The organism is uncultured Oscillibacter sp., assembly GCF_950073225.1.
Classification (GTDB): Bacteria; Bacillota; Clostridia; order Oscillospirales; family Oscillospiraceae; genus Oscillibacter.
Window position 1 is genome coordinate 1 of record NZ_CATMPS010000072.1, and the last position, 1,670, is coordinate 1,670.

Consider the following 1,670-nt stretch of genomic DNA (forward strand, 5'->3'; position numbering starts at 1 on the left):
GCTGTGAAAGCCTGATGACTTCAGGGATAGGGCTGTTTTTCTCTCTGCTGATTGGCGGTGGTGTGGGAGCTGCCCTGTGTTCCCACTTGAAAAACGGGCTTATGACGTACCTGCACTATCGCTTCCCGGTTGGGATTGCCCTGGTTTACGGTGCGGTTGTAGTCCTGTCTGCGCTGACGGTAACCTGGGCGGCGCTGAAGCATCAAAATAAACTGTCTCTGATAGAGCAGCTGCGAGTATCATCTGGAGGTGGAGTATGACATGGCCCTTTGAAAACGACACCGGCGCCATTGTAAAGAAGCTGGCGAGGCGGAGCCTTGCCAGCGAGAAGCGCCGGAATCGGATGGTGGTGATTGCCGTGGCCCTGGCGGCGTTCCTGATCTCCTTTGCGGCAATTCTGTCCGTTTCCGTGGCGCAGCTCCAGCGCAATCAGGTGGCCGACACCTACGAGGCGGTGTTCACCGGCGTGGATGCGGACCATGTGGCGGCGCTGAAGGACCTGCCGGAGCTTGCCCGGGTGGGCGAATACTATCTGTTGGGACAGGAGCATTCGGAGCGGGGCTACAACGCTTCCTATGTGTACTGTGACAGCGACATGATCCATATTGCCCGCAGCCAGATGGAACTGGTAAAGGGAGAACTCCCGGAGCAGGCAAACGAGATCGCTGTCAGCGAATATTTTCTGTCCGCTTACGGTTCCAACGCCAAAATCGGTGAAACCGTTCGACTGGACACTGAGAGCTTTCATGGAGACTACACCGTGACCGGCATCCTGTCAAATGTGGGTGAAAAGGAAGCAAATGCCTGCGCCATTGCCGTTTCCAAGACGGCCTTGACCCAGTGGGCCGGATTTGATCCTGCCGGGTATCGCGCCTATGTGCATTTTCAAAACGATGAACAGCTGAGTCGGGAGGTCATGACCGCCTACTGCCAGGAGATCGCCGCCCGGTATGGCCTTCCCCATGTGGGCATGAACAGCAGCTACTTTGCCTATTATTCCAAGTCCATTGACTTTGCCGCCATCGGCGGCATCGCGGCCCTTGTGCTGATTGGCGGCTATGTGGTCATCCAGAGCATATTCCGTATCTCCGTCCAGGATAAGATCCAGAGCTATGGGCAGCTGCGCACCATCGGGGCGACGCCCAAACAGATCCGGCGCATTGTCAAAAGGGAGAGCCGCCGGCTGGGCGGCATTGGAATTACCCTTGGCGTATTGCTGGGCGTTCTCAGCGGCCTGCTCCTGTTCCCCAAGGGGTTCCATGGGGCCTACTATGGGTTGTCTGTGCTTCTGACCGTCCTGGCCTGCTGGTTCATGGTGTCTGTCTCCGTCCGCAGACCGGTGAAAATAGCCGCCGGTATTTCGCCGCTGGAAGCGGTACGCTTTTCCGCCGGACAGGAACGAATCCGCAGCCGGAAGAAACGCATCAGGCTCAATCCTGTGTCCATGGGTCTTGCAAACTTCCGGCGGGACCGGAAAAAGGCGGTGAGCATCGCGGCCTCACTCAGCCTGGGCGGTATCCTGCTTTTGATCGTGTCCTCCGTAGTTCTGACCCGCTCGCCGGAGCAGGCCGCAAGGTTATTCTTCCCGGATGGGGACTATAAGATCTACCTGTCCTCGGAGCAGCCGGAGGAGGAGGTCATGGCCGCGGGCAACCCGCTGAATGACGGAC

Annotated in this window: 2 protein-coding genes; both read left to right on the forward strand. The window is 58.1% G+C overall.

What is annotated here, in order from left to right; translation table 11 throughout:
- Positions 1 to 260: hypothetical protein (locus Q1M04_RS16060; RefSeq protein ID WP_300448927.1), on the forward strand; the 260-nt coding region annotated here is incomplete at its 5' end.
- A partial coding sequence (locus tag Q1M04_RS16065; protein ID WP_300448930.1) for an ABC transporter permease occupies positions 257 to 1,670 on the forward strand: 1,414 nt, incomplete at its 3' end. The genes Q1M04_RS16060 and Q1M04_RS16065, both read left to right, overlap by 4 nt.